At 71.6% G+C, this 25,214-nt stretch carries 24 protein-coding genes and 1 riboswitch; of the genes, 13 read left to right on the top strand and 11 right to left on the bottom strand.

Annotation, left to right across the window (positions count from 1 at the left end):
* Window positions 1-8 precede the first annotated feature (8 nt).
* The 3 genes from ACMATS_RS19200 to ACMATS_RS19190 all read left to right on the top strand — a co-directional run bounded on the left by ACMATS_RS19200 (window position 9) and on the right by ACMATS_RS19190 (window position 3,648).
* Entirely contained in the window at window positions 9-1,403 is a 1,395-nt protein-coding gene (locus ACMATS_RS19200) for a serine hydrolase domain-containing protein (protein WP_414168572.1), read from the top strand.
* A gap of 99 nt (window positions 1,404-1,502) precedes the next feature.
* The gene (locus ACMATS_RS19195) at window positions 1,503-2,633 is read left to right on the top strand and encodes a pyridoxal-phosphate-dependent aminotransferase family protein (RefSeq protein WP_414168571.1); all 1,131 of its coding nucleotides are present in this window, start codon (window positions 1,503-1,505) and stop codon (window positions 2,631-2,633) included.
* A gap of 232 nt (window positions 2,634-2,865) precedes the next feature.
* Complete coding sequence (locus ACMATS_RS19190) at window positions 2,866-3,648, top strand: TetR/AcrR family transcriptional regulator (RefSeq protein ID WP_414168570.1); 783 nt, start codon at window positions 2,866-2,868, stop codon at window positions 3,646-3,648.
* On the opposite strand, the gene ACMATS_RS19185 is transcribed toward ACMATS_RS19190, so the two are convergent.
* Both ACMATS_RS19185 and ACMATS_RS19180 read right to left on the bottom strand, forming a co-directional pair.
* Window positions 3,619-4,071, bottom strand: a complete 453-nt coding sequence (locus ACMATS_RS19185) for a GNAT family N-acetyltransferase (protein WP_336410328.1) — start codon at window positions 4,069-4,071, stop codon at window positions 3,619-3,621. The two genes, ACMATS_RS19190 and ACMATS_RS19185, sit on opposite strands and share 30 nt — an antisense overlap.
* Window positions 4,072-4,110: 39 nt before the next feature.
* Window positions 4,111-4,575 (bottom strand): MarR family winged helix-turn-helix transcriptional regulator, encoded by a 465-nt coding sequence (locus ACMATS_RS19180; protein WP_390777246.1) that lies wholly within the window; start codon window positions 4,573-4,575, stop codon window positions 4,111-4,113.
* Window positions 4,576-4,822: 247 nt separating this feature from the next.
* On the opposite strand from ACMATS_RS19180, the gene ACMATS_RS19175 reads away from it, so the two are divergent.
* From ACMATS_RS19175 to ACMATS_RS19160, 4 genes are all read left to right on the top strand, one after another.
* Window positions 4,823-6,076, top strand: coding sequence for an MFS transporter (locus ACMATS_RS19175; protein WP_414168569.1), 1,254 nt, complete (start codon window positions 4,823-4,825; stop codon window positions 6,074-6,076).
* On the top strand, window positions 6,073-6,705 hold the full coding sequence (locus tag ACMATS_RS19170) for an HAD family hydrolase (protein ID WP_414168568.1): 633 nt from the start codon (window positions 6,073-6,075) through the stop codon (window positions 6,703-6,705). The genes ACMATS_RS19175 and ACMATS_RS19170 overlap by 4 nt, the downstream gene beginning before the upstream one ends.
* Window positions 6,706-6,883: 178 nt before the next feature.
* A complete protein-coding gene (locus tag ACMATS_RS19165; RefSeq protein ID WP_414168567.1) occupies window positions 6,884-8,305 on the top strand; it encodes a globin domain-containing protein in 1,422 nt (473 codons plus the stop codon).
* A gap of 6 nt (window positions 8,306-8,311) precedes the next feature.
* The gene (locus ACMATS_RS19160; protein ID WP_414168566.1) at window positions 8,312-8,911 is read left to right on the top strand and encodes a pyridoxamine 5'-phosphate oxidase family protein; all 600 of its coding nucleotides are present in this window, start codon (window positions 8,312-8,314) and stop codon (window positions 8,909-8,911) included.
* Between the two features lie 23 nt (window positions 8,912-8,934).
* Here ACMATS_RS19160 and ACMATS_RS19155 read toward each other — a convergent pair whose 3' ends face one another.
* From ACMATS_RS19155 to ACMATS_RS19145, 3 genes are all read right to left on the bottom strand, one after another.
* Window positions 8,935-9,429, bottom strand: a complete 495-nt coding sequence (locus tag ACMATS_RS19155; RefSeq protein WP_414168565.1) for an NUDIX hydrolase — start codon at window positions 9,427-9,429, stop codon at window positions 8,935-8,937.
* 60 nt (window positions 9,430-9,489) lie between these two features.
* Window positions 9,490-10,386, bottom strand: a complete 897-nt coding sequence (locus ACMATS_RS19150; protein ID WP_390777240.1) for a LysR family transcriptional regulator — start codon at window positions 10,384-10,386, stop codon at window positions 9,490-9,492.
* 193 nt (window positions 10,387-10,579) lie between these two features.
* The gene (locus ACMATS_RS19145; RefSeq protein ID WP_390777239.1) at window positions 10,580-10,960 is read right to left on the bottom strand and encodes a phage holin family protein; all 381 of its coding nucleotides are present in this window, start codon (window positions 10,958-10,960) and stop codon (window positions 10,580-10,582) included.
* Between the two features lie 68 nt (window positions 10,961-11,028).
* On the opposite strand from ACMATS_RS19145, the gene ACMATS_RS19140 reads away from it, so the two are divergent.
* The 3 genes from ACMATS_RS19140 (at window position 11,029) to ACMATS_RS19130 (ending at window position 12,666) form a co-directional block, all read left to right on the top strand.
* A complete protein-coding gene (locus ACMATS_RS19140) occupies window positions 11,029-11,346 on the top strand; it encodes a cupin domain-containing protein (protein ID WP_390777238.1) in 318 nt (105 codons plus the stop codon).
* A 202-nt stretch (window positions 11,347-11,548) separates the two neighbouring features.
* The gene (locus ACMATS_RS19135; RefSeq protein ID WP_390777394.1) at window positions 11,549-11,767 is read left to right on the top strand and encodes a DUF5326 family protein; all 219 of its coding nucleotides are present in this window, start codon (window positions 11,549-11,551) and stop codon (window positions 11,765-11,767) included.
* Window positions 11,768-12,219: 452 nt separating this feature from the next.
* Window positions 12,220-12,666, top strand: coding sequence for an SsgA family sporulation/cell division regulator (locus tag ACMATS_RS19130; protein ID WP_171078536.1), 447 nt, complete (start codon window positions 12,220-12,222; stop codon window positions 12,664-12,666).
* Window positions 12,667-12,784: 118 nt separating this feature from the next.
* On the opposite strand, the gene ACMATS_RS19125 is transcribed toward ACMATS_RS19130, so the two are convergent.
* The 3 genes from ACMATS_RS19125 to ACMATS_RS19115 all read right to left on the bottom strand — a co-directional run bounded on the left by ACMATS_RS19125 (window position 12,785) and on the right by ACMATS_RS19115 (window position 16,130).
* Entirely contained in the window at window positions 12,785-14,425 is a 1,641-nt protein-coding gene (locus ACMATS_RS19125) for a flotillin family protein (protein ID WP_414168564.1), read from the bottom strand.
* Window positions 14,426-14,561: 136 nt separating this feature from the next.
* Complete coding sequence (locus ACMATS_RS19120) at window positions 14,562-14,762, bottom strand: hypothetical protein (protein WP_390777236.1); 201 nt, start codon at window positions 14,760-14,762, stop codon at window positions 14,562-14,564.
* A 39-nt stretch (window positions 14,763-14,801) separates the two neighbouring features.
* Window positions 14,802-16,130 carry a YibE/F family protein gene (locus tag ACMATS_RS19115; protein WP_390777235.1) on the bottom strand — a complete coding sequence of 443 codons (1,329 nt, stop codon included), beginning with the start codon at window positions 16,128-16,130 and terminating at the stop codon, window positions 14,802-14,804.
* 61 nt (window positions 16,131-16,191) lie between these two features.
* A riboswitch (TPP riboswitch) is annotated at window positions 16,192-16,335 on the top strand.
* On the opposite strand from ACMATS_RS19115, the gene thiC reads away from it, so the two are divergent.
* Window positions 16,330-18,093 (top strand): phosphomethylpyrimidine synthase ThiC, encoded by a 1,764-nt coding sequence (gene thiC / locus ACMATS_RS19110; protein WP_390777234.1) that lies wholly within the window; start codon window positions 16,330-16,332, stop codon window positions 18,091-18,093. Its footprint overlaps the riboswitch before it by 6 nt.
* 172 nt (window positions 18,094-18,265) lie before the next feature.
* Here thiC and ACMATS_RS19105 read toward each other — a convergent pair whose 3' ends face one another.
* From ACMATS_RS19105 to ACMATS_RS19095, 3 genes are all read right to left on the bottom strand, one after another.
* The gene (locus ACMATS_RS19105) at window positions 18,266-19,138 is read right to left on the bottom strand and encodes a hypothetical protein (RefSeq protein ID WP_414168563.1); all 873 of its coding nucleotides are present in this window, start codon (window positions 19,136-19,138) and stop codon (window positions 18,266-18,268) included.
* A gap of 180 nt (window positions 19,139-19,318) precedes the next feature.
* On the bottom strand, window positions 19,319-20,497 hold the full coding sequence (locus tag ACMATS_RS19100; RefSeq protein WP_414168562.1) for a metallophosphoesterase: 1,179 nt from the start codon (window positions 20,495-20,497) through the stop codon (window positions 19,319-19,321).
* A gap of 327 nt (window positions 20,498-20,824) precedes the next feature.
* Window positions 20,825-21,937: a LacI family DNA-binding transcriptional regulator gene (locus tag ACMATS_RS19095; RefSeq protein WP_390777231.1), complete on the bottom strand. Its 1,113-nt coding sequence runs from the start codon at window positions 21,935-21,937 to the stop codon at window positions 20,825-20,827.
* 343 nt (window positions 21,938-22,280) lie between these two features.
* Between ACMATS_RS19095 and hisC the strand changes: the two genes are divergently transcribed.
* Together hisC and ACMATS_RS19085 are read left to right on the top strand one after the other, a co-directional pair.
* Entirely contained in the window at window positions 22,281-23,357 is a 1,077-nt protein-coding gene (gene hisC / locus ACMATS_RS19090) for a histidinol-phosphate transaminase (RefSeq protein WP_390777230.1), read from the top strand.
* Between the two features lie 267 nt (window positions 23,358-23,624).
* Entirely contained in the window at window positions 23,625-25,211 is a 1,587-nt protein-coding gene (locus ACMATS_RS19085; RefSeq protein WP_390777229.1) for a cytochrome ubiquinol oxidase subunit I, read from the top strand.
* Window positions 25,212-25,214 lie beyond the last annotated feature (3 nt).

Here is a 25,214-nt window from a genome sequence, read left to right as displayed (position 1 = left end):
GTGCGTTCATGAACGTCTCGTCCGCACCTGCCGTGCCCGAAGAGTCCGCCGAACTGCTCCCCGCCACCCGCCGTGCCCTGCTGCACCGGGTCGCCGTCGCCCAGGCGAAGGGCCGCGCTCCCTCCCTCGTGGGGGCGGTGGTGCGGGACGGGCGCACGGTGTGGTCGGCCGGGCGGGGCAGTGTGGCCGGGGCGGTGCCCGGGGCGGACACCCAGTACCGGATCGGCTCGATCACCAAGACCTTCGTGGCCGTTCTCGTGCTGCGGCTGCGCGACGAGGGGCTGCTGGGGCTCGACGACCGCCTCGGCAGCCACCTCGACACCCCCGAGGCCGGGGAGGCGACCATCGCCCAGCTCCTGGCGCACACCTCCGGGCTCGCGGCGGAGACGCGGGGCCCGTGGTGGGAGCGCACGGACGGCGGCCTGCGCCCCGGGCTCGGCGACGTCTTCGGCGAGCGCCCCCAGGCCCATGCGCCAGGCCGTGCCCACCACTACTCCAACCCCGGATACGCCCTCCTGGGCGCCCTGGTCGAGCAGCTGCGCGGTGAGAGCTGGTACACCGTGCTGCGCCGCGAGGTGCTGGAGCCGCTCGGCATGCACCGCACGACGCTCGCCCCCGAGGCACCGCACGCCGAGGGCTGGGCCGTTCACCCCTGGGCGGACGTCCTGCTCCCCGAACCGCTCACCGACACCGGGCGGATGGCGCCCGCCGGACAGCTCTGGTCGACGGCGGCGGACCTCGGCCGCTTCGCCGCGTTCCTGCTGGACGGCGACGAGCGGGTGCTGCGGAAGAGCTCCCTGGAGGAGATGCGGGTGCCGGAGACCGCGCCCCAGGGGCCGGACTGGGCGGGCGGCTACGGTCTCGGGTTGCAACTGGCGCGCCGGGACGGCCGGTTTCTCTCCGGGCACACCGGGTCGATGCCGGGCTTCATCGCGACGCTGTGGGTGAGTTCGGTGGACGGCGTCGGCGCGGTCCTGCTCGCCAACCTCACCTCCGGCTTCGAAGTGGCCGCCGCCTGCGCGGAGATGGTGGCCACGGTCGCCGAGCACGAGCCGCGGATCCCGGAGCCCTGGCGCCCCCTCGACGCCGTGGACCCGGCCCTGCTGGAGCTGACCGGACCCTGGTACTGGGGCGCCACCGGCTTCGCCCTGCGGCTGCGCGCGGAGCGCGGCCTGGACCTGTCGCCGCTGGGGAACGGGGGCCGCGCAGCGCGGTTCCGCGCCGAGGAGGACGGCACGTGGACGGGCCTCGACGGGTACTACGCGGGCGAGACGCTGCGGGTCGTACGGGGCGCCGACGGAGCGGTGAGCCATCTCGACATCGGTACGTTCGTCCTCACCCGTGAGCCCTACGGGCCGGGTGACGTCGTGCCGGGCGGCGTCGACGCCGGCGGCTGGCGGTAGGGGGCCGGCCGTCCGCGCGGGCCGCGGCGCGGACGTAGGGTCGGGGAGAGATCGTCGGGCGCCGGACGAGGCGCGAGACCCTGGAAGGCACTGGCAACCGTGACTGCGAACACCGCACCGGCCCTGCTCGACCTCGCGCCCCTGGGCGCAGGTCATTTCGCGCGCATCGAGGACAAGGTCGCGGCGCTGATGCGCACCCGCGAGACCGTCGTCACGATGCAGGGCGAGGCGCTGCTGCCGCTGGAGGCGTGCATCCGCTCGGCCGTACGCCCCGGCAGCACCGCGCTCAACGTCATCACCGGGCCGTACGGGGAGACCTTCGGCGGCTGGCTGCGATCCTGCGGCGCCGAGGTGGTCACCGTGTCGGCGCCCTTCAGCGGGGCCGTCACCGCGGACCGGATCGCGGAGGCGCTGCGCGCGCACCCTGCTATCGACTTCGTCAGCCTCGTCCACGCCGAGGCGGCCACGGGCAACACCAACCCCGTGGCGGAGATCGGAGCCGTCGTGCGTGAGCACGGTGCGCTGCTGATGCTGGACGCGGTCGCCTCCGTGGGCGCCGAGCCGCTGCTCACCGACGAGTGGGGCGTGGACCTCTGCGTCATCGGCGGTCAGAAGGCGATGGCGGGGCCGGCGGGTGTGTCGGTGGCGTCGGTCAGCGCCCGCGCGTGGGAGCGGATCGCGGCCAATGAGCATGCGCCCCGGCGCTCGTACCTCTCCCTGCTGGACTGGAAGGAGCGCTGGATCGACGGCGGGCGCACGGCACTGCCGCACGCCCCCGCCCAGTTGGAGATGCTCGCCCTGGAACAGGCCGTGGACCGGATCGAGGCGGAGGGCCTGGACGCGGTCATGGCCCGGCACCGGGCGGCGGCTGCGGCCGTGCGTGCGGGGGTACGGGCCCTGGGCGGCGGCCTGGAGCCCTACGTGGTCCGGGACGAGGACGCGGCCCCCGTCGCCACCACGCTGCGGGCCGTCGGCGGCACCGACGCCCGCGAGATCGTGGCGGCGGCCCTGGCGGCGGACGCCTCGGTCCCGGTGCAGGGGGCCGGGGGCGCGCTTGCCCAGGAGATGATCCGCGTCAACCACTACGGAACGGCCGCGGACCGCGGCGTCGTCCTGGCCTCGCTGGCTGCGCTCGGCGCGGGCCTGCGGGCCCTGGGAGCGACGGTCGCCGGGGCGGACGAGGCCATGGTGGCGGCGGGCAAGGCCTGGGACGCCGTGGCCGCGCGGTGATCACTGGCTGAGTACGTCCGAGAGGGCGTCCGAGAGGGCGTCCGGGAGTACGTCCGAGAGGCCGGTTTTCGGGCCGTCATCAGCGCTTTTGTGCTGATGACGGCCTTTTTGCCGTTCCTTCTTCTTTCTTCTTTTCTGCCCCGGTATGGCGGCTCGGCCCCTCGCTCACATGCCTGGATACAATCGGAACCCCCACCCCGTTTCGTCGTCCGGCTCCCGGAGGTCCGTGCGCATGGCACAGCGCAGGAAGACGTCACCGCTTCCGGCGGCCGCTCCGCTGCTCCGGGCCGATGCCCGGCGCAATCGCACTCTCGTCCTCCAGGCGGCCCGATCCGCCTTCGAGGAAGCCGGGTTGGCGGTGCCGCTGGGGGAGATCGCGCGGCGGGCCGGGGTCGGCGCGGGGACGGTGTACCGCCATTTCCCGTCCAAAGAAGCCCTGTTCAGGGCCACGGTGGCGGACCGGGTGCGGCTTTTCACGGACACTGCAAGGGAGTTGGCCGCAGCCGAGGACCCCGGAGTCGTCTTCTTCCGCTACCTGGCGGCCGTGGTGCGCCTGTCCGTGCGCAACAAGGGGCTGTGCGAGGCGTTGGAGGGCAGTTTCGAGCCCTCTCCCGGCGTCGAGGAGGACTTCCGCGCCGCCCTGTCCGTCCTGCTCGTACGGGCCCAACAGGCGGACGCCGTAAGGAAGGACGTCACCATCGACGACGTGACGGCCCTGCTCATGGGGTGTCTGTCGATGGAGCAGAGGCGCGGCCCCGGCGTGGCGCCGGGCAGGATGACGGCGCTGGCGTGCGACAGCCTCCGGCCGGGGCGGCGCGTGACGAAACTGCCGAAAAACCCTGCGGTCGGCCGTAACGAAACGGTGTGCGCCGCGTGTGGCGGCCCCGTGGCGGCCGCGCGTACGGGACGGCCCGCCCGGTACTGCGGCGCCGCCTGCCGCCAGAAGGCGCACCGGGAGCGGGCCCGAGCCGCGGCGGAGGCGGCGTCAGAGGTGGTACTTGAACCCGAGGTGTGAGGCCTCGAAGCCCAGGCGTTCGTAGAAGCGGTGGGCGTCGACGCGGGTGGCGTCCGAGGTCAGCTGCACCAGCAGGCACCCCTCCTGGCGGGACGCCTCGACCGCCCACTCGACGAGCCGCGTGCCCAGGCCGCTGCCGCGCTCGTCCGCGTGGACCCGGACGGCCTCGACGACGGAACGGGTCGCGCCGCGGCGGGAGAGCCCCGGTATGACGGTGAGCTGGAGGGTGCCGATCGTGCGGCCGTCGCGCTCGGCGACGACCAGGTGCTGGTTCGGGTCGCCGGCCAGGCGCTCGAAGGCCGTGCGGTAGGGGGCCAGGTCGCCGGGGGACTCGCGCTGCGCGCCGAGCGGGTCGTCGGCGAGGAGGGCCACGATGGCGGGGATGTCGTCGGCGGTCGCGCGCCGGATCACGATGTCGCTCATGATCCGGACCCTATGCGCGGGCGGCCGCCGGGACCATGGTCACTTCCGGGCCGGTGCGAGCGACTCCACGGCGGCGACCAGCGGTGCCAACTCCGCACGCGAGGAGGCCTCCTGGAGCGCCTCGCGCAGTGCGGCGTCGTTCGTGGGCCGGGCCTCCGAGAGGAGGGAGCGCCCCGAGTCCGTGACGTCCGTGTAGATGCCGCGACGGTCGGTCAGGCACAGGTAGCGCGTCAGCAGGCCGCGGTCCTCCAGGCGGTTGACCAGGCGGGTCGTGGCGCTCTGGCTGAGCACGACCGCGTCGGCCACCTCGTTCATCCGCAGGTGGCCGCCCTCGCCGTCGTGCTGGCGGCTGAGCACGTCCAGGACGGAGAACTCGCGCACGCTCAGCTCGTGATGGGCCTGGAGGGCCCGCTCTATGTGCGCCTCGATCCGGCTGTGCAGGGCCGAGAGGGCGCACCAGCCCTGCGCCAGGCCGCCCAGAGCGGGGTCCGGGGTGCGGGACATGGGGCCCTCCTTCGGTCGTGCGCGCGGTGCCGTGCCCGTCAGGGACCAGGGTAGCCCTCCCGAGCAATAGCCAGCGCTTGCATATAGCCCGCGTCTGCAATTATTGTGGACGCGGGAAAGGGGCGATGACAAGTATGTCGATGCCCTGTCCTTCCTGTCCTTCCTGGTCTTTTCCTGCCCTGTCCGCTGTCCCTCCGTTCCTCTGTTCCGCTGTCCTGTGTCCTGCCTGATCCGAAAGACCCCTCTCATGCCTCTCGCTCTGCTGGCGCTCGCCATAGGCGCCTTCGGCATCGGCACGACCGAGTTCGTGACCTCCGGCCTGCTGCCCGAGGTCGCGGCGGACTTCGGCGTCTCGATCCCCACCGCCGGCTTCCTGACCACCGGCTACGCCCTCGGCGTGGTCGTCGGGGCGCCCGTCCTCGCCATCGTCGGAAGCCGGGTGCCGCGCAAGCGGATGCTGATGGCCCTGATGGTGCTGTTCATCGCGGGCAACGCGCTCTCCGCCGCCGCGCCGGTCTTCGGGGTGATGCTCGCCGGCCGCATCGTCGCCTCGCTCGCGCACGGCGCGTTCTTCGGCATCGGCGCGATCGTCGCCGCCGGGCTCGTCCCGCCGCAGAAGAAGGCGGGCGCGATAGCGATGATGTTCACCGGCCTGACCGTCGCCAACGTGGTGGGCGTGCCGCTGGGCACGCTGGTCGGCCAGAACGCGGGCTGGCGGGTCACCTTCTTCGCCATCGCCGGGCTCGGCGTCCTCGCCGTCCTCGGCATAGCGGCCCTCGTGCCGGAGCAGGAGCGGCCCGAACGGACCAGGATCAGCGGCGAGTTGGCCGCCTTCCGCAACCCCCAGGTACTGCTCGCCATGGCGATGACCGTGCTCGGCTTCGGTGGCGTCTTCACGATGAGCACGTACATCACCCCGATGATGACCGAGGTCACGGGCTACGCCCCGGCGTCCGTCACCTGGCTGCTCGTGCTCTTCGGCCTCGGCCTGGTCGCGGGCAACCTCGTCGGCGGCCGGTACGCCGACCGTGCGCTGATGCCCATGCTCTGCACCGCTCTCGGAGGGCTCGCGCTCGCGCTCGCGCTGCTGCCCCTGGCCGCGCACGACAAGATCGCGGCGGCGGTCGCCGTGCCGCTCGTCGGTGCCTTCGGCTTCGCGACCGTGCCCCCGCTGCAGAAGCGGGTGCTGGACCAGACCGCCGACGCCCCCACCCTCGCCTCCGCGGTCAACATCGGCGCCTTCAACCTGGGCAATGCCATGGCGGCCTGGCTCGGCGGCCTGGTCATATCCGCCGGGTTCGGCTACACCGCGCCCAACGGGGTCGGTGCGCTGATGGCCGCGGCCGCGCTGGTCCTGGCGCTGGTGTCCGCGGCGCTGGAGCGGCGCGGCGGACGGGCGGCGGGGCTGCCGGAGGCGTCGGAGACCTCAGGGTCGAGGGTGGTGGCCGCGGGGGCGCCCGTTTCCGCGGCCGACGGCGGCACCTACGCTCGACGACCATGAGCAGACTGCACTTGTTCGATCTCGACGGCACGCTGATCCACGGCTCCGCGGCCGCGGTCGAGATCTCCCGGCAGCTCGGAGCGGAGCCCGGTATCGGCGAACTGGAGCGTGCGTTCGCGGCGGGCGAGCTGTCGCCGCCGCAGTTCGCCGCACTCGCCATGGAGTTGTGGAAGGAGCTCACCGAGGCACAGGTGGCCGCGGCGTTCGACGCGGCGCCGTGGATGGACGGCATCCAGGAGGTGTGGGGGGAGATACGGGCGCGGGGCGAGCGGTGCGCGGTGATCTCGCTGTCGCCGTCGTTCTTCGTGGAGAAGCTCCTGGACTGGGGCGCGGACGCGGCCCGCGGGTCGCACTGGCCGGCGGTGCCGTTCCGGGAGCCCCTGGACCCGTCGGGGATCCTCGACGCCGCCGCGAAGGTGAGGATCGCGGACGAGCTCTGCGCGGAGTACGGGCTGGGCCGCGCCGACTGCGTGGCGTACGGGGATTCGATGTCGGACGCGAGCCTGTTCGCCGTCGTTCCGGTGTCGGTGGCGGTCAACGCGGATCACCACGTGCGGGACATCGCGACGCACGCGTACGCGGGGAGGGACCTGCGCGAGGCCTACGCGCTGACCGGCGCCGCGCGCTGAGCGGGCACGGAGCGGGGGAGCCCGGGCCGGAGGCGCCGATGGGCCTGCCCGACCGATCAGCCTAGCCGCAACGTTCCTTCATGCGCCGGGAGTTACGGCATATTCACTGCGGCCGGGGCCCGGGGTGGCATGCTGCGCGGACTGGTACCGCCCGAGGGATGTTCGAGGCGAGGCATAGATGAACGCTCCGGCCACTCCGTCGGCCCACGACGGCACCACGCGCGCAGCGGGTGAATGGACTTGGTTCGCGCCGGGGGACGGCACGGAAGGCCGCCCCCGGGAGCGTGACGACGGGGACGGCCCGGGCGCCCCTCCCGGCGGACGGGAGACCGGAAGGGAGGCCGGCCGGGAGCACGAGCGCCCGGCCGAGGCCGATCCCGCCCCGTCGGACGCCGCCCGCCCCGAGCCCTTACCGGCACCGCCCGTGCCGTTACCCGGGGCGGCCGCCCCAGCCGCCGCCCCCGCCCCGTCCCCCTCCCCGGACGCCGTTCTCGTACGGCGCACCCTGGCCGAGATGGAGCCCGTGGCCGACAAGGCCACGTCGTATTTCTATGCACTGCTCTTCGTCCGGCACCCCGCACTGCGCGATCTCTTCCCGGCGGCGATGGACGTCCAGCGCGACCGCCTCTTCAAGGCGCTGCTGACCGCCGCCGAGCACGCCGACGACACCGCCACCCTCACCGCGTACCTCTCCCGGCTCGGCCGCGGACACCGCAAGTACGGGACGCTGCCCGCCCATTACCCCGCCGTCGGCGAGTGCCTGATCGGTGCGCTCACCCGCTATGCGCCCGACAGCTGGAGCGAGGCCGCCGAGGCCGCATGGGTGCGGGTCTACACGGCGATCTCCCAGATCATGATCGATGCAGCCGCCGAGGACGAGCAGCGGGCCCCGGCCTGGTGGCACGCCGAGATCGTCTCCCACGAGCGCCGCACCCGCAGCGTCGCCGTGCTCACCCTCCGCCCCGACCAGCCCTACCCCTTTCTCGCGGGGCAGTACGCGAGCGTGGAGACGCCCTGGTGGCCCCGGGTGTGGCGGCACTACTCCTTCTCCTCGGCGCCCCGCGAGGACGGCTTGCTCTCCTTCCACGTCAAGGCCGTTCCGGCCGGCTGGGTGTCCAATGCCCTGGTCCACCGGGCCCGCCCCGGCGACGTCGTCCGCCTCGGCCCGCCGGCCGGTTCCATGACCGTGGACCACGGCACCGACGACGGAATGCTCTGCCTCGGCGGCGGCACCGGCATCGCCCCCATCAAGGCTCTGGTGGAGGACGTCGTCCGGCACGGCCGCCGCCGCCCGGTCGACGTCTTCTACGGCGCCCGGTACGACGACGACCTCTACGACATCGACACCCTGCTGCGCCTGCAGAAGGCGCACCGCTGGCTCTGCGTCCGCCCGGTGGTCTCGGACGGTCCGACCCGCGGTCTGAGCGGACAACTCCCCGCCGTCGTAAGGAAATACGGGCCGTGGCACGCCTATGACGCGTATCTGTCCGGGCCGCCGGAAATGATTCGCAGCAGTGTGGACACCCTGGTGGGCATCGGCATACCGTCCCACCGCATACGGCACGACGAGCTGGACGAGCCGGCGATGCGCGGACGGTGAGGCGACGTGGGCGACGGTGAACGGCAGGTGCAGCAGCGGTTCGGCACGTCGGTCCGTGCGGAGCGCTTCCACGCCGAGCAGACGCTGGACCGGCTCAACGCGCGAATGCGGGAGTTCGTTGCCCGGCAGGAGATGTTCTTCCTCGCCACCGCGGATGCCGGGGGTGCGTGCGACAACACCTTCCGCGCCGGCCCGCCCGGCTTTCTGCACGTCCTGGACGAGCGCACGCTGGCCTACCCCGAGTACCGGGGCAACGGCGTCCTCGCGAGCCTGGGCAACATCGAGGAGAACCCCCGCGTCGGCATCCTGCTGATCGACTTCTTCCACGACCGGATCGGTCTGCACGTCAACGGCCGGGCCCGGATCGTCGACGACGCCGTCCTGCGCACCGCCCACCCGCAGCTGCCCGCCGACGGCGTGCCGGGCCGCAGGCCCGTGGTGTGGGTCGAGGTCACGGTCGAGGAGGCGTACGTCCACTGCGCCAAGCACATTCCGCAGCTGTACAAGGCATCCCGGGGCCCCGACGAGGACGGCCGTGCCTGGGGCACGGACGACGTGCGGCGCAAGGGCGGCGACTTCTTCGGCGCCGCGGCCGGCAAGAGCTAGCGACGGGGTCCAAGCGACGGGGCTCAGCCGAGGTCGGGCGCGAGCAGGGCCCGTACCCCTTCGATGTTCGTGCCGAGATAGGCGCGCAGCGAGGGCGGCACCAGGTCCACGGAGGCGACGCCGGCGCGGGTGAAGGGGATGCGCACCACCTCGTACGTCCCGACCGGCTCGTCCACCTCCGGGCCGTGCCGCAGGGAGAGGTCCATCGAGGCCAGCCGGCAGACGAAGAAGTGCTGCACCTTCACGCCGTGGGCTGCATGGTGCAGGGAGTGGGAGACGGTGTCGACGAAGGCCGGGACCACGTCCGTGACCTTGGCGCCGAGCTCTTCGGACACTTCGCGGTGGAGGGCGGCGACCACCGTGGCGTCCTCGGGCTCCACCCCGCCGCCGGGGGTGATCCAGTACGGAGCCTCGCCGGGCTTGGTCCGCTTGATCAGGAACATGTCGAGGCTCCCGGAGGGATCCCCGTCGAGCAGGATGGCGCGGGCGGTGCGTTTGACCACGAGCCGTTCGGTCATAGGGGACATCTGCCGCGCCGGACCCCCGGTGAAACCCCTTCCCGCGGGGAAACGGCAGCCTCACCAGGAGACGGCGGCGCGCAACAACCACTCGTGCGCCCTCGCCAGGTGCGGATGGGCCGGTGAGCCGGTCCGGACGACCAGGAAGTACGTGCGCAGCGGAGGCACCGGCGGGTCCAGCAGGGCCACGATCTCGCCGGTGTCGAGGGCGTCGCCGCACAGATAGCGGGGCAGCACGCCGATGCCGGCTCCGGCGACGACGCAGGACAGCACGGCGCGCAGGTCGGGGACGACGACCGTGGCGGTGGCGACGGGCTTGCCGTCGAAGACCGCGGCCCAGTAGCGGGAGACGAACGGCAGGCTCTCGTGGACCTCGACCACCGGCAGGTCCTCCAGGGCGCGGGCGCCCTGGTCGCGGACGACGGCCGCGCCGCCGAGCCGGGCCGCCCAGCGCGGGGCCGCGACCAGGACGTGCTCCTCGTCGCACAGCGGGGTGGCGGTCAGCAGCCGGCCGCGCGGGCGCGCGGTGGTGACGGCGAGGTCGTGGTGGCCCGCGGCGAGTCCGTCGAAGAGCTCCTCGGCCGTGCCGTGCGCCGTGCGCACGGTCAGCCCCTGCGCGACGAGCGGGGCGAGGGCGGGCAGCACCCGCAGGCCGGTGAACTCGGGGGGACCGGCCAGGTGCAGGCTGCGGCCGGTCCAGTGGCCGTCGGGGCCGGACTCGGTGATCTCCAGCAGCGCGTCCACGTGCGGGCCGATGCGGTGCGCGAGTTCGTCGCCGGTGGTGGTGGGGCGGACCCCGCGGGCCTGCCGGAGGAAGAGGGGGCGGCCGAGCTGCCGTTCCAGCGCCCGTATCTGGCTGGTGACGGCGGGCTGGGAGAGGCCGAGGAGGGCCGCGGCCCGGGTGAACGAGCCGGCCCGGTGCACGGTGACGAAGGTGCGGAGAAGGGCCAGATCCATGGGTTCTCCCCGGCTCGCCGCTACTGATCGTGGGGGAACTATAAATAAGTCGATAGGTCTGTGTCGCTAGCGTGATTGGACACTGACGCAGAGTCAACTAGCCTGGATCGCACGGTTCTTCGTGCACGAGAACCGGGCGGCTCGAGCCAAGAGGGGGGAGGCTCGAGCCGCCGTCAGGCATGCGCGGCGGCGCTCAGTCCTCGTCGTCGGGCAGGATCACGTGCATCGCCCACGCCACGATCGAGACGATGACGCCGCCCACGAGCGCCGTCCAGAAGCCGTCCACGTGGAAGGCCAGATGCAGCTTTCCCGCCACCCATGAGGTCAGCATCAGCATCAACGCGTTGATGACCAGCGTGATGAGGCCCAGGGTGAGGATGAAGAGCGGGAAGGACAGCAGCTTCACGACCGGCTTGACGATGAAGTTGACCACGCCGAAGACGAGCGCGACGAGGACCAGGGTGACCGCCTTGCGGGCGGTGTTCTCGCCGGACAGCGTGATGCCCTTGAGCAGCCAGATGGCCACTGCCAGGGCTGCCGCGTTGGCGATCGTCTTGACTACGAAGTTCTTCATGGTGAGATCGTTGCAGACCGGCGGGCAGGATGCGGAGGCCTGCGTCGGCACAGCGAGGGGTGGCGAGGATGAAGGCGTTCCGGCTCGACGAACTGGACGCGGAGCGGGCGGCGAACCAGGGTGCGTATCTGCAGTTCCTGCGCGAGCGGAACATGTCCGTCGGGCTGTACGCCCTGAACGCCGGCGACACCGACCCGCAGGGGCCGCACGCCGAGGACGAGGTGTACGTGGTGGTGAGCGGCCGGGCCGCGATCACCGTGGGCACGGAGACGACCGAGGTGGCGCGCGGCAGCGTGGTGTACGTGCCGGCGGGCGCGCAGCACCGGTTCCACCACATCAGCGAGGACCTGCGGGTGCTGGTCGTCTTCTCGCCCCCGGAGAGCTGAGCCCGGGCCGTTTCCCTGAGACGGACGGCCCCGGAACCCCGGTATCCCGTAGGGGGTCGCTCAGGGGCGGACGGGGGCTGTGGGACCTCCACCCGGCCGTGTGCCCGGCCTAGCATCGAAGTACCGAAGCGGGCCGGGATCTCCCGGCCGGCGACACGACAGCGACGCGTGAAGACGCGTGGAGCGGGAAGCAGAGGACGTCATGGCCGAGAAGGGGATATTCGCAGGACTGCCCTGGTGGGTGACGTGGGTCGCCGTGCCGGTCCTGGTGCTCGTGGTGTTCGGCAGCCTGATCATGAGCGTGCTCGGCTTTGTCGTCAGCCTGCTCTTCAAGGCGCTGCTGCTCGTCGCCCTCGTCGGCGGCCTCATCTTCGTCGTCAAGAAGTTCACGTCGTCCTCGTCGTCCAAGGGCGATTGGTAGAGGGCGGTAACCCGGGCGAGGGACATCGCCCGGGAATACCGGCCTGTCTGAAATACCCCATTCTGATTAGCGTTCGGTGCCTTGTGACCGTCTCCACGGCTCCAACCCGTGTGCGGACGACAGCAGTACGCCCCTGCCCCGGCCCCCGGCCACCTGCCCCGACGTTCTCGCCTTCCGCCCCCGTGACCGGCCTGTTCACCGCCCTGTGAGCGCCGGTCACTTTGGCCGGTTCTCTGCTGTTCCGTGCCGCCGAATCCCGCGGAACGACTCCGCCCCGTAGTCGAGTCGCTACGCTCCAGAGTCGGAGAGCTCGTAAGCTCCCTCTCGGTCTCTATCGGTAACTGAAAAATCACTCCTTGTGATCCACGGGACGTTGTTGTCAGACTATGGCGTCATTAGAGGGCCATGAGGATCCAATCCCGGCCAAACCGACGAAGACGGGGCATTGGGCGATGCGCGACACAGTTCAGGCAGAAGTGATCATGACTTTCCTCGTCTCCGAGGAGCTGTCCTTCCGGATCCCGGTGGAGCTGGACTACGACAGCAGTGATCCGTACGCGGTGAAGTTCACCTTCCACCTCCCCGGCGACGCCCCCGTGACCTGGGCCTTCGCCCGGGAGTTGCTGCTCGACGGGCTGAGCCAGCCCTCCGGCGAGGGCGACGTGCACATCGCCCCCGCCTCCGCCCAGCACCTGTCGGACGTCTTCATCCGGCTGCAAGTGGGCGGAGAGGGAGCCCTGTTCCGGGCGGGGGCGGCGCCGCTGGTGGCCTTCCTCGACCGCACCGACCGCATTGCACCGCTGGGCGAGGAGCGCTCCGTCGCGGACTTCGACCACGAGCTCGCCGCGGCGCTCGACAGCATCCTCGCCGGCAACCCGGAAGGGCAGAACGCCGGTTAGCGGCCCCCGGGCCGCCGCCGCACCGCAGCCGTGCCCGGCGCCCGCGACGGCCCCTCCGGCCGCCGTGGCGGCCCCTTCCCGACGGACTCCCCGGCCGTCCCCGGCCGACTCCGGCCGCTTATCCGGCCGTCCCCGCCACAGCCCCCTCCGCCGTCTCCGCGGAGGACTCCTCCCCGGCACCTTCTCCAGCAGCCCCGGCGGATCCGGCGGCGCCGGTCCCTTCCGGTGCACCGGACGTGTCCGGACCGTTCCCCACGGGCCCGTCGAGCGGCACCGGCTCGCTGCGCGGCCCCGCGCTCCGGCCGTCCCCGCCGACGCCCGCACCCGGGGTGTGCACACCGTCCGCGCCCGGCTCCCGGCCCGGGCCGTTGCCCACGGACGCCAGCAGCTGGCGGGCCAGCCCCAGGCCCGTACCGCCCATCGTCAGCGCCTTGGCGAACATCTCGGACATCCCGTCCGCCCCGTTGAGCAGGACCATGTGGTCCACGTTCCCGAAGGCCTGGGCGCCGGCCTGGACGATCTCCGGCCAGTTCTCGGCCAGTTGCTGGGCGACGACCGCCTCCTGGTTCTGCGCCAGCGCCTCGGCCCGGGCCTTGATCGCCTCGGCCTCGGCCAGACCGTGCGCCTTGGCCGCCTCGGCCGTCGCCAGCCCCTTGGCCTGCGTCGCGGCGGCCTCGGCCTCACCCGTCGCACGGGTGGCCGCGGCGGCGGCCTCGCCGCGCGTCCTGGTGGCCTCCGCCTCGGCCGCGGCGGCCGCCTTCACCCGGGTCGCCTCGGCCGCGGCCGCCAGCTCCGTCTCCCGGGCCCTGGCCTCCGCGGCGGAGATGCGGGCGTCGCGCTCCGCCTCCGCCAGCGTCCGCTTCTCGTACGCGGCGGCGTCCGCGGGCTTGCGCACGTCCGCCTGGAGCTGCTGCTCGCGCTGCTTGGCCGCGAGCTCCGCGACCCGGGTCTCCTGGACCACGACCTCCTGCCGCGCCGCGGCCTCGGACAGCGGGCCCGCCTGCCGGGCCTTGGCGGCCGCGCTGTCCCGCTCGGCCTGGTACCCCGCCTGCAGGATCTCGCTGTCGCGCGTGGCCTCCGACATCCGCGCGGCGGCCTGCTGTTCGGCCTCGGTGGCCAGCCGGTCCGCCTCGGCCTGGGCGATGCGCGCATCGCGCTGGACGGCGGCCGCGTGCGGCGCGGCCAGGTTCTTGATGTAGCCCGTGGGGTCCTGGATCTCGTGGATCTGCAGGGAGTCGATGATCAGGCCCAGCTTCTCCATCTCCGTGCCCGAGGCGGCCCGGGTCTCGCCCGTCAGCCGCTCGCGGTCGCGGATCATGTCCTCCACGGTCAACCCGCCGACGATGGACCGCAGATGGCCCGCGAACACGTTGTGCACGCGCTCGCTCATGTGCTTCTGCTGGTCGAGGAAGCGGCGGGCGGCGTTGGCTATGGACACGAAGTCGTCGCCGACCTTGAAGATCACCACGCCGTGCACCTTGAGCGGGATGCCCTGCCGCGTCACGCAATCCACGTGGAGATCGGCCTCGTTGAGATCGAGGGACAGCTTGCGCACCGCCTGTACCCCGGGCAGGACGAGTGTCCCCCGCCCGGTGACGATCCGGAAGCCCAGACCTTCCTCCAGGCCCTCCACGCGGTGCTTGGACCCGGAGATGATGAGTGCCTCGTTGGGCTCGGCAACGCGCCACATGAGCTTGAACAGCCCTACGAGGACGGCTATGGCGACGAGGACGACCCCCGCCACGACGCCGATGAGCATGCGTCATTCCCCCTTTTGCGGCCCCGGCGGGGCCCTGTGATCATGCAGTCTGCTCCCGGATGTGCCCCCTGGCGAAGACGCCGACACCTCACCCATCCGTTCCGGCCAGGGAGATGCGTGTCGACACGGCCGCCCGTCAGGAATACGCCCGTGCGACGTACACCGTGCGCGGCGGCTGGTACTCCACGATCAGCACCATCGTCCCCCGCTCGATGCGCTCGTCCGGCTCCGCCGGATACGCCAGGAAGGCCTCGGCACCGCCCCGCACGTGCACCATCACCTCGCCGACCAGGCCCGGGCCGACCGCCCCCGTCACTCTGCCCAACTCCCCGACCACCGACGCCCCCCCGCTTTCCGGCCCGCCCCCGCGGGCCCGTCACTTCGCGCGGCGCCGCCTGCCGCCGCTCTTCGCGGTCCTGGAGCCCCCCTTGGACCCCCTCTTGGAACCCTTGCTCGTATTGTGCCGGTCGGCACTGACAACGAGCGCGGCCAGGAAGGTCGTCACCGGCACCGAGGCCACCAGACCGATGCTGCCCACGAGCGTGCGGACGATCTCCTCCGCGACGATCTCGCTCGTCGCGACCCTCCCCACCCCGCTGTCCGCGATCGAGAACAGCAGCAGCAACGGCAGCGACGCCCCCGCGTACGCCATGACCAGCGTGTTGACCACCGACGCGATGTGGTCCCGGCCGATGCGCATGGCCGACGCGTACAGCTTCCGCCAATTCGCCTTGGGATCAGCCTCCTTCAGCTCCCACACGGCCGACGTCTGGGTCACCGTGACGTCGTCGAGCACGCCCAGCGAGCCGATGATGATCCCGGCGAGCAGCAGGCCCTGGATCTCGATGTGCGGATACAGGCCGTGCACCAGGCCCGTCGTGTCGTCCGTGTTGCCCGTCAGATGCGCCCAGCCGATGAAGCCGGCGCCCAGCAGACCGATGAGCAGCAGGGAGGTGAGCGTGCCCAGAACGGCCACGGACGTACGGGCGTTGAGGCCGTGGCACATGTAGAGCGCGATCAGCATGATCGCGCTGCCGCCTATCACCGCGACCAGCAGCGGATCCGAACCCTGGAGGATCGCGGGGAGGATGAACATCGTCAGCACGCCGAAGCTGATCACCAGCGCCACCAGGGCGAAGACGCCGCGCAGCCGGCCGATCGCCACGACCGCCACGGCGAACACCGCGGCCAGCAGCACCATCGGGACGTTGCGGTCCACGTCCGTCACCGAATACCGCAGGTTCTCGGGGGCCTTGGGCGCGTAGGCCAGCACCACGCCCTCGCCGACCGTGTAGCGGCGGGAGGCGCTGGGCTGCACGATCTCGGTGAACGTCACGCCCTTGTCGGGGCCCGAGCCGACCTCGATCGTCGCCTGTTCGCACGGCCCGGTGACGGGCGCGCCGCCCTGCGGTGACTGCTGTTGCTGCTGCGGCTGCGCGCCGACCTTGGCACAGTCCACCTCCTCGATCTTCACCACCCGTCCCGACTCGGTCTGCTGGTCGAGTCCCAGCCCGCTGTGCTGGTGCGGCGGCGCGCTGCCCGGCCAGAGGATCACCATTCCGGCCACCACGGCGGCGGCGAACGGGACGAGGACGGCCGCGATCACCTTGCGCAGGTGGGCGGAGACGGGCTTGGCCGGACCATGGCTGTGCGCATGGCCGTGGGCGTGGGGGGCATGGTGGTGCGTACGCTCGGTGGGGGTCACCGCCCGATCATCGCAAGCCCCCCTGGCCCTGCGGCCCGGGGAGGCGCTAGCGTGGTGGCACCTTTGCAATCGCGGGAGCTCGGAGCACCGGGCTGAGAGGGCGCTGATCGCCGTACGGGAATCGATGTCCGTACGGAAACCGCTGCGCCGACCGCCGAACCTGTTACCGGGTAATGCCGGCGTAGGGAGTTCTGGTCACATGACCTCGCAGGATGCTGCACGCACGTCCGAAAACGGCCGGGAGCTCGGCTGGCACAAGGACCACGTGACCGGCTCGCGACCGGACCTCAGGGTCCCGGTGCGGCGGGTGCATCTCACCAACGGGCAGGACGTCACCCTGTACGACACCTCCGGCCCGTACACCGATCCGTCGGTCACGACGGACGTCCGGCGCGGCCTGACGCCGCTGCGCGAGAACTGGATCATCGGCCGCGGTGACACCGAGGAGTACGCCGGGCGCCCGGTGCGCCCGGAGGACGACGGCATCAAGCACACCTCGCCCCGCGGCGGCCTGCGCAACCTCGACGCGGTCTTCCCGGGCCGTCCGCGCCAGCCCCGCCGGGGCCGGGGCGGCCAGGCGGTGACGCAGCTCGCGTACGCCCGACGCGGCGAGATCACCGAGGAGATGGAGTACGTAGCCCTCCGGGAGGGCGTCTCCCCGGAGACCGTCCGCGAGGAGATCGCGGCCGGCCGGGCCGTCCTCCCGGCGAACGTCAACCACCCCGAGATCGAGCCGATGATCATCGGCAAGAAGTTCCTGGTGAAGGTCAACGCCAACATCGGCAACTCGGCCGTCACCTCCTCCATCGAGGAGGAGGTGGAGAAGATGACCTGGGCGACCCGCTGGGGCGCCGACACCGTCATGGACCTCTCCACCGGCCGCAACATCCACACCACCCGCGAGTGGGTGCTGCGCAACTCCCCCGTGCCGATCGGCACCGTGCCGCTGTACCAGGCCCTGGAGAAGGTCGACGGCAAGGCCGAGGAACTCACCTGGGAGATTTACAAGGACACGGTCGTCGAGCAGGCCGAGCAGGGCGTCGACTACATGACCGTCCACGCGGGCGTGCTGCTGCGGTACGTCCCGCTGACGGCCCGCCGCAAGACCGGCATCGTCTCGCGCGGCGGCTCGATCATGGCCGCGTGGTGCCTCGCGCACCACAAGGAGTCGTTCCTCTACGAGAACTTCGAGGAACTCTGCGAGATCCTCGCGTCCTACGACGTGACCTACTCGCTGGGCGACGGCCTGCGTCCGGGTTCGATCGCCGACGCCAACGACGAGGCGCAGTTCGCCGAGCTCAGGACTCTCGGCGAGCTCAACACGATCGCCAAGCGGCACAACGTCCAGACGATGATCGAGGGCCCGGGCCACGTCCCGATGCACAAGATCAAGGAGAACATCGACCTCCAGCAGGAGATCTGCGAGGAGGCCCCCTTCTACACGCTCGGCCCCCTGACGACCGACGTCGCGCCCGGGTACGACCACATCACCTCGGGCATCGGCGCCGCGATGATCGCCTGGTGGGGCACGGCCATGCTCTGCTACGTCACGCCCAAGGAGCACCTGGGCCTGCCGGACCGGGACGACGTCAAGACCGGCGTCATCACGTACAAGATCGCCGCCCATGCGGCCGATCTCGCCAAGGGCCACCCGGGCGCGCAGGCGTGGGACGACGCACTGTCGGACGCGCGCTTCGAGTTCCGCTGGGAGGACCAGTTCAACCTGGCCCTCGACCCCGACACGGCACGCGCCTTCCACGACGAGACGCTGCCGGCGGAGCCCGCCAAGACGGCGCACTTCTGCTCGATGTGCGGGCCGAAGTTCTGCAGCATGAAGATTTCGCAGGACATCCGGCGGGCACACGGCGACGACCTCGCCGTCGACCCCGAGGCCGGAATGGCCCAGAAATCGCGGGAGTTCGCAGAGGCCGGCAACCGGGTGTACCTGCCGATCGCGGAATAGACCGGACCAGGGCCGGACCAGGGCCGGAACGGATCCGGTGCGGAGGAGAGCAAGCGGAACGTCCGGACGGGTGTGCGGGGTAGAGGCCTTGACGGCCGGGCCCCTTTCCCCGGGACACCTGTGCCGCGTCGCTTCGCGGCGATACGATTTTTCGCGGAGCTCTTCCGCTTGTTCACTCCGGCCGGTGATCCGGCCCCCCGAAATCGGGGCTGGTGAAATCCGGGCTGGTGAAGCGGGGGCGCGTGGGGGCGGTGTGATCCTCGTCGGGGCTGGTGAAGCCGGGGCGGGAGTAGCCGAGATGGGGGGTCCGGCCGTGGCCGTTGCGGGCCGAGGGGACGGACGGCGAACGGGTCGCCGGCGCCGAGGCGTTGGCCTGGGCCTCTCTCAGGAACGGCCTGATGCCCCGCTCCAACAGTGCCTCGCGCCATGCCTTCCGGGCCCGGTCGGCCGCTTCGTACAGCTCGCTCCGGCGGCCGTCGTCCTCCGGGGGCGCCCCGTTGCGCAGGGCAGTGAGCAGGATGCCCGCCGTCGCGACGAGCACGCCGACGGCGGTGAGGCCGCCGAACCACCAGCCGATCGTGATCATCGAGTCCGCGACCGGGACGTCCGAGCCGACCGTGCGCATCACGTAGCCGATCGCCAGGAACAGGATCGCGGCGGTCCCCGCGAGCACCGGAGCCAGCACGGCCAGCACCGCTATGGCTCCTGCGCCGGGGTCCTCCTCGGGAGGCCCGGCGGGCGGCGCATCCCCGCCCGCGGCGGCACCGGCGGCGACGGGCTGCGGCCGGCCGGACGGGGCCCGCTCGCGCAGCGCCCGGCGCGCTTCTATGAGGTCCTCGTATTCCGCCATGGCGCAGGCGGAGATGGCGGTCATGGCGCCGACGGCCATCGTGCGCAGCTGTTCGGCGGTGAGCCGCCGCCCTGTCGCGGCGGCCAGGGCATTGAGTTCCGGGTCATGGTCCGCGGTACGCAGTGCCTGGTCGAGGATCCGCTCGAATTCCGGGCGGTCCTCGGCAAGCAGGTGCGGAACGCTGTTCATGTGCATCCCCCGATGCTCCGTAGGGCCTGATAGCCGGCCTGTTGCCGGCAGTGGGCGGAAACGGAGGAGAGCCTGCTACGGATAAGCCGATGGTAGAGCCGCACCGGCGCGGGGTGACAGCGGGTTTCCCGAATTACCCCGCGGCGGTGGAACTCTCATGTGCCCGTGGACGCCGCCGCCGAACCCTCAGCCGGCCAGCGGAAGTTGCACCACCAGCAGCTTTCCGGCCATCGTGACCCCGCCGTCCATGGCGAGCGCCAGTCCGTCCGCGTACAGATGCGGACCCTCGATGAGCGGCGCGCCGTCCTGCTCGTCCGGGTCCTCCCCGCCGACCTCGCCCAGCAGATAGGGGATCGGGCTGTGGCCGTGCACGATGCGGCGGCCGCCGTAGGTCTGCAGCAGCTCCCGCACGGCCGACGGGCCCGCCTCGTCGTCGCGGAAGGCGAACCGCTTGGTGAACTTGCGGAACAGGTCCCAGCACTCGTCCGGGTCGTTGCGCTGCAGCGCCTCGGTGACGGCGTCGTTGACGGCCTCGATGGAGTCGCCGAAGTCGAGGTACGCGGTGGTGTCGGAGTGGACGAGCAGGTGCCCGTCCTCCTCGGCGATCGCGTCGAGGCGGGCCATCCACTGCAGGTGGTGGTCCTCCAGGCGCTCCATGTCGGTGCGCTGGCCGCCGTTGAGCAGCCAGGCCGCCTGGAAGGAGGCCGTTCCCGCACCCGAGTTGACGGGCGTGTCGGCGAACCGCTTGGCGCCGATGAGCAGCAGCTCGTGGTTGCCCATGAGGGCCTTGCAGTAGCCGCCGGCCGCCGCCGCCTCCGCGGAGAGCCGCATGACCAGGTCGATCACGCCGACGCCGTCCGGGCCGCGGTCGGTGAAGTCGCCCAGGAACCACAGCCGGGTGTTGCCCGCCGACCAGTGGCCCTGCTCGTCGATGAGCCCCTGTGCGTACAGCGCGTCGTGCAGCTCGTCCAGGTAGCCGTGGACGTCGCCGACGACGTACAGCGGGCCCGGGCCGGTGGGCACGGGCTGCTGGGGGAGCTGCTGCGGGGCGGTGAGGGGCGTCAGCTCGACGGTCGGCACGTCCTGCGGCGGCACGGTGCCGGGGGCCGGGCTGCGGACGATGACCGGGAGGTCGCGGGCGGTCGGGGTGTAGCCCTCGGGGTAGTCGGGGTACTCGGCCGCGTGCGGGGGGAAGCCCTCGTGCGCGGCGTAGTGGGGGTGGACCGGTACCTCGGCCGGCTCCCCGGCGTGGTCGTACCCGGGCATGGGCGGGGGAGCGGCGTACCCGGGGAAAGGCGGCATCGCCGCCGTGGTCCGTGCCGCAGGTCCCTGACCGGCCCCCTGAGTCATCGACCCCTCCACCATCGCGCCGCCTGCACCCTTGTGGACCTTGCCTGGTCGACGGCGGTCCGCGGTGTCGTGCGCCCATCATAGGAATGACCGTCGCGGCTTGTGACGCACCAGGGGCTGTGAATCGGGGAGCTCCACCGGGATCGCCGGGATTTTCTCCCCAAATGCTCCGTTAAATGAGCCGTTCGCGCCGGTCCGCAGGGGGTGGGGACGGCTGTGTCGTGCCGGATGGGGCGATGCCCCGTGGGCCGGACGCGGGATGCCCGCGGTTGACGCGGGCCGGGCGGGTCGGTGCAGGTCACACGGGTGACGCCGGGGTGTCGGCCGGTGTGCCGGGGCCGGTCAGGTCGTGGCCGGGCCGCGCGGGGCGCTGACGGTGGTGCGCGGCGGGCGCCGCTCGGAGGACGTACGCACGATCAGCTCGGTGGGTATGACCTGTTCCACCGGCCGTCCCGTGTCGAGCCCCTCGATGGCGTCGATCAGCAGCTGGACGACGGCGGTACCGATCCGCCGCGGCTTGAGCGACAGCGTCGTGATGGGCGGCTCGGTGGTGGCGTAGACGGTGGACTCGCTGCAGCAGACGAGCAGCAGGTCGTCCGGTACGCGCAGGCCGTAGCGGCGGGCCGCGGCCAGCAGGTCGGTGCCGTTGGGGTCGAAGAGCCCGTACACCGCGTCGGGCCGGTCCGGCCGGGCGAGCAGCCGGTCGGCGGCGACGGCTCCGGCGCAGGGGTCGTGCGCGGGGTACTCCTCGTAGACCGGGTCCTGGCCGATGCGTTCGCACCAGCGCAGGTACGCGGTGGTGGACAGCCGGGTGTAGGTGTCCGTCGTGGTGCCGGTGAGCAGGCCGATCCGGCGCGCCCCGGCGGCGGCGAGGTGGTCGAGGATGCCCAGGACCGCGGCCTCGTGGTCGTTGTCGACCCAGGCGGTGACGGGCAGGGTGCCGGCGGGCCGGCCGTCGGAGACCACCGGGATGCCCTGGCGGACCAGGTCGGAGACGACGGGGTCGTGGTCGGAGGGGTCCACGACGACGGTGCCGTCGAGGGCCACGTTGGACCACACGTCGTGCCGGGAGGTCGCCGGGAGGATGACGAGGGCGTAGCCGCGGGCCAGGGCGGCCGAGGTGGCGGCTCTGGCCATCTCCGCGAAATAGGCGAACTCGGTGAAGGTGAAAGGTTCATCCCCGTACGTGGTGACGGTCAGGCCGATGAGGCCCGACTTGCCCGTGCGGAGGGTGCGGGCCGCCGCCGACGGGCGATAGCCCAGTCGGTCGGCGACCTCGCGGACATGGCGGCGGGTCGCGTCCGGTAGCCGGCCCTTGCCGTTGAGCGCGTCCGAGACGGTCGTGATCGAAACCCCGGCGGCGGCGGCGACGTCGCGGATGCCCGCCCGTCCCTGCCGACTGCTCCTGCGGGAGGTTTCCGCCCGGCTCACCTGGTGCTTCCCTGCTGCTGTCATGGCGAGCCGATAGTAGGGCTCGTCCGGTCCTTCGGCAGGGGGGCGCATTTCACTGTTGACAGGCACGTTTCTGCAGTCGTTGCACGGCCCAATGATCATGGAATTGCAGGTGGTTGAGCGGGTCGTCGGGGGTCGGTCGACGTCTGGCATATCCCGGTCGCGGGGGTGGTCCAGGTCTCGGAGAGGTCTCAACTCACCTTCACGGGGGATGCGCGCCAGGGCGCCCGCCACGGCGCACTGCGGGAGGAAGAGCGCTCCGGAAACTCTGGACGCCGCCCGGGGCAATCCTCATAAGGTGTGCAGTATTCATGTCCCTTCATGTCCCTTGCCCGGGAGGACCGCGGTGACCGAGAAGACCCCGAAGCTGCGTGCTGCGCTGGACGGCGTCCCCACCTACCAGCCGGGCAAGCCGGCCGCCGGCGGTCCGGCCGGGTACAAGCTGTCCTCCAACGAGAACCCGTACCCGCCGCTGCCGGGCGTGCTGGAGAGCGCGGTCGAGGCGGCCGGTTCGCTCAACCGCTACCCGGACATGGCCTGTACGGGCCTGATGGCCGAGCTGGCGGAGCGCTTCGAGGTGCCGCTGTCGCACCTGGCGACCGGCACCGGCTCGGTCGGCGTCGCCCAGCAGCTGGTGCAGTCGACGGCGGGCCCGGGCGACGAGGTGATCTTCGCCTGGCGCTCGTTCGAGGCCTACCCGATCATCACCCGGGTCTCGGGCGCCACTCCGGTCCCGGTCCCGCTGACCGAGGGCGATGTGCACGACCTGGAGGCGATGCTCGCGGCGATCACCGACCGGACCCGGCTGATCTTCGTCTGCAACCCCAACAACCCCACGGGCACGGTGGTTCACCGGGCCGAGCTGGAGTCCTTCCTGGACCGGGTGCCCGCCGACGTGCTGGTGGTCCTGGACGAGGCGTACATCGAGTTCATCCGCGACGAGGACGTCCCCAACGGCATCGACCTCTACCGGGACCGGCCGAACGTCTGCGTGCTGCGCACCTTCTCCAAGGCGTACGGGCTCGCCGGGCTCCGCGTCGGCTTCGCGATCGCCCACGAGCCGGTCGCGGCGGCACTGCGGAAGACGGCCGTCCCCTTCGGTGTGAGCCAGGTCGCGCAGGAGGCGGCGATCGTCTCGCTGCGCAGCGAGAAGGCGCTGAAGGAGCGGGTGGACGCGCTGGTGGAGGAGCGCGCGCGGGTGGCCGCGGCGCTGGCCGCGCAGGGCTGGACGCTGCCGGAGTCGCAGGCCAACTTCGTCTGGCTGCGGCTGGGGGACCGGGCGGCCGAGTTCGCCGCCGCGTGCGACGCCGCCGGGGTGGCCGTGCGGCCGTTCCAGGGCGACGGCGTGCGGGTGACGATCGGGGAGACCGAGGCCAACGACATCGTCCTGCGGGTCGCCGAGGAGTTCCGCAAGCAGCTCTGAGGCCGCTGACGCCTGACAAGGGCGCCGTGCCCCTCCCTTCGCGGGAGGGGCACGGCGCCCTTGTCTTTGCCCCTCCCGCGCGCCCGCCCCGCACAAGGGCCGGAGGGGGTACCCCCCTGACTTGGCCGAAAACTCGGTGCGCCATAATGCTTGTGAATGTGAACGCGTTCACAAGCGCACCTTTATGTCCCCCTTCTTGTGGGGCATAAGGGGGCATACCGTCGGCGGCCCGGCCCGCCGGTGAAGCAAGAGGCAAGGAGAGACCGAGTGAATCTGGCTTTGGCTCCGGAGACGCTGGCGCGCTGGCAGTTCGGCATCACCACCGTCTACCACTTCCTCTTCGTCCCGCTCACGATCAGTCTTGCCGCGATCACGGCCGGTCTGGAGACCGCCTGGGTCCGCACGGGCAAGGACAAGTACTTCCACGCCACGAAGTTCTGGGGAAAGCTCTTCCTCATCAACATCGCCATGGGCGTGGTCACCGGCATCGTCCAGGAGTTCCAGTTCGGCATGAACTGGTCCGACTACTCGCGCTTCGTCGGCGACGTCTTCGGCGCACCGCTGGCGATGGAGGCGCTGCTGGCCTTCTTCTTCGAGTCGACCTTCATCGGTCTGTGGATCTTCGGCTGGGACAAGCTGCCCAAGAAGATCCACTGCGCCTGCATCTGGATCGTCGCCGTCGGCACCCTGCTCTCCTCGTACTTCATCCTGGCCGCCAACTCCTGGATGCAGCACCCCACCGGCTATTCCATCGACAAGAGCACCGGCAGGGCGCACCTCACCGACATCTGGGCCGTCCTGACCCAGAACACCACCCTCGTCGTCGTCTTCCACACCCTCACCGCGGCCTTCCTCACCGGCGCCGCCTTCGTGGTCGGCATCGCGTCCTTCCACCTGTGGCGGGCCAAGCGCAAGCAGATCAACGGCGAGGAGCTCGGCGAGAAGCAGCGTCACCAGATCGGTGCGATGCGGGCCTCGCTGCGCGTCGGACTCGTGATCGCCGTCATCGCCGGCCTCGGCACGGCCATCAGCGGCGACAGCCTCGGCAAGGTGATGTTCGAGCAGCAGCCCATGAAGATGGCCGCCGCCGAGGCCCTGTGGGACACCCAGGCGCCCGCGCCCTTCTCGGTGTTCGCGGTCGGCGACGTCACCAAGGGGCACAACAGCGTCGAGATCGAGATCCCCGGAATACTCTCCTTCCTCGCCCACAGCAACTTCTCCGAGGCCGTCCCCGGCATCAACGACGTCGCCGCGCAGGAGGCCGCACGCTACGGCGGCAAGCCGGACGACTACATCCCCAGCATCTTCATGACCTTCTGGGGCTTCCGCCTGATGATCGGCTTCGGCATGACGTCCTTCGTCGCCGGCCTGATCGGACTGTGGACGACGCGCAAGAAGCTGTGGCTGGCACCCGAGTTCCGCACCGGCGAGAACGAGGTCCCGCGGCTGATGCTCACGAAGACGCGGGAGATGACCCCCTTCCTGACCAAGTGGTCCTGGCGCGTCGGCGTCCTCACCATGGGGTTCCCGCTGATCGCCAACTCCTTCGGCTGGATCTTCACGGAGATGGGCCGCCAGCCCTGGGCCGTCTACGGGCTGATGAAGACCGCGAAGGCGGTCTCCCCCACGGTGAGCCAGGGCGAAGTCCTCACCTCCATGGCCGTGTTCACCCTGCTCTACGGCGTGCTCGCGGTCGTCGAGGTCAAGCTCCTCGTGAAGTACGCCAAGGCCGGGCCGGACACCGACGAGAAGCCGCCGGCCGAGGATCCCCGGCTGCGGCTGCCCTCCGGCGGCGGGACGGGCTCCGGCACGGAGCGCGAGGACGCCGACAAGCCGATGACCTTCGCGTACTGACCG

The organism is Streptoverticillium reticulum (genome assembly GCF_047456005.1).
Taxonomy (GTDB): domain Bacteria; phylum Actinomycetota; class Actinomycetes; order Streptomycetales; family Streptomycetaceae; genus Streptomyces; species Streptomyces reticulum.
Note: the sequence above shows the minus strand (reverse complement) of the source record. Positions and strands in the feature narration are given on the sequence as shown.

Coding starts and splice junctions, on each gene's coding strand:
- ACMATS_RS19200 (WP_414168572.1), top strand. CDS start 9: ATGAACGTCTCGTCCGCACCTGCCGTGCCCGAAGAGTCCGCCGAACTG.
- ACMATS_RS19190 (WP_414168570.1), top strand. CDS start 2,866: ATGGCACAGCGCAGGAAGACGTCACCGCTTCCGGCGGCCGCTCCGCTG.
- ACMATS_RS19185 (WP_336410328.1), bottom strand. CDS start 4,071: ATGAGCGACATCGTGATCCGGCGCGCGACCGCCGACGACATCCCCGCC.
- ACMATS_RS19180 (WP_390777246.1), bottom strand. CDS start 4,575: ATGTCCCGCACCCCGGACCCCGCTCTGGGCGGCCTGGCGCAGGGCTGG.
- ACMATS_RS19175 (WP_414168569.1), top strand. CDS start 4,823: ATGCCTCTCGCTCTGCTGGCGCTCGCCATAGGCGCCTTCGGCATCGGC.
- ACMATS_RS19170 (WP_414168568.1), top strand. CDS start 6,073: ATGAGCAGACTGCACTTGTTCGATCTCGACGGCACGCTGATCCACGGC.
- ACMATS_RS19165 (WP_414168567.1), top strand. CDS start 6,884: ATGAACGCTCCGGCCACTCCGTCGGCCCACGACGGCACCACGCGCGCA.
- ACMATS_RS19155 (WP_414168565.1), bottom strand. CDS start 9,429: ATGACCGAACGGCTCGTGGTCAAACGCACCGCCCGCGCCATCCTGCTC.
- ACMATS_RS19150 (WP_390777240.1), bottom strand. CDS start 10,386: ATGGATCTGGCCCTTCTCCGCACCTTCGTCACCGTGCACCGGGCCGGC.
- ACMATS_RS19145 (WP_390777239.1), bottom strand. CDS start 10,960: ATGAAGAACTTCGTAGTCAAGACGATCGCCAACGCGGCAGCCCTGGCA.
- ACMATS_RS19140 (WP_390777238.1), top strand. CDS start 11,029: ATGAAGGCGTTCCGGCTCGACGAACTGGACGCGGAGCGGGCGGCGAAC.
- ACMATS_RS19135 (WP_390777394.1), top strand. CDS start 11,549: ATGGCCGAGAAGGGGATATTCGCAGGACTGCCCTGGTGGGTGACGTGG.
- ACMATS_RS19130 (WP_171078536.1), top strand. CDS start 12,220: ATGCGCGACACAGTTCAGGCAGAAGTGATCATGACTTTCCTCGTCTCC.
- ACMATS_RS19125 (WP_414168564.1), bottom strand. CDS start 14,425: ATGCTCATCGGCGTCGTGGCGGGGGTCGTCCTCGTCGCCATAGCCGTC.
- thiC (WP_390777234.1), top strand. CDS start 16,330: ATGACCTCGCAGGATGCTGCACGCACGTCCGAAAACGGCCGGGAGCTC.
- ACMATS_RS19105 (WP_414168563.1), bottom strand. CDS start 19,138: ATGCACATGAACAGCGTTCCGCACCTGCTTGCCGAGGACCGCCCGGAA.
- ACMATS_RS19100 (WP_414168562.1), bottom strand. CDS start 20,497: ATGGTGGAGGGGTCGATGACTCAGGGGGCCGGTCAGGGACCTGCGGCA.
- ACMATS_RS19095 (WP_390777231.1), bottom strand. CDS start 21,937: ATGACAGCAGCAGGGAAGCACCAGGTGAGCCGGGCGGAAACCTCCCGC.